The following is a 762-nucleotide window of genomic DNA, read 5'->3' as shown; positions in this document are numbered from 1 at the left end:
AATGACGGCGATGCCGGGGATGGCAAATCACAGTCCGATGGCGATCCGCAATTTCGCCACTGCCTGGTCAAACGGGAACAAGACCATGACCCTCACGCTTACCAAACCTTTGGCGAAGGGCAGCTATGAGGTGCGCTGGCAAGCCGCAGGTGCTGATGGTCACCGCATGAACGGCACTGTCAAGTTTACCGTCAGCTGATCGCGCTATGGGGTGGGCGATCGAACCTGGTTTGCGTTTTCTGAATTACGCGGTGCTCCTGGGGATGTTCGGGAGCACCGCGTTTCGATTAATCGCGCTTCGGAGCGCCCACTTTCTCTCTGTCGGTAATCGGACGTCGCTAGGCCTGATCGGGGGGGCTGCGGCTGCATTCGTTCTCTCCGTCGTTCTTATGCTCGTCTCGGTGGCGGCAATGATGGGCATGCCCCTATCCGACCTTGACTGGCCGACGATCTCCATGATGGCGTTCGGCACGGATATCGGTATTGCATTTGCCGTTCGCATCATCCTGCTGTTTCTCGCATTATGCTTTCTTGTCGCCGTCAGGGCCACGAAACTCAGTCAGGTAGCCGTCGCCGCCTGTTTCGCAGCGGCTCTTCTCTCGCTCGGATGGAGCGGTCACGCCGCTGCTGGCGAGGGAGGCATCGGGCTCCTGCATCGGCTCAACAATGGCGCACACCTGATTGCCGCAGGTTTGTGGCTTGGCGCTATCATTTGCTTTGTTGACCTCACTGTGAAGTTGCATCGGCGGCCGGATCGAGAGC

1 protein-coding gene and 1 pseudogene are annotated in these 762 nt (G+C 58.8%); both read left to right on the top strand.

What is annotated here, in order from left to right:
• Positions 1-199 (top strand): copper resistance protein CopC (locus AX708_RS03020; protein WP_197426333.1); only part of this gene is annotated, 199 nt, incomplete at its 5' end.
• Between the two features lie 256 nt (positions 200-455).
• A pseudogene (locus AX708_RS20225) lies at positions 456-762 on the top strand (hypothetical protein); the annotation flags it as partial.

Origin of the sequence: Erythrobacter sp. CCH5-A1, from assembly GCF_001557115.1 — a bacterium.
Lineage (GTDB): Bacteria > Pseudomonadota > Alphaproteobacteria > Sphingomonadales > Sphingomonadaceae > Erythrobacter.
The sequence above is the reverse complement of the archived record's forward strand: the minus strand, read 5'-3'. Positions and strand labels throughout refer to the sequence as shown.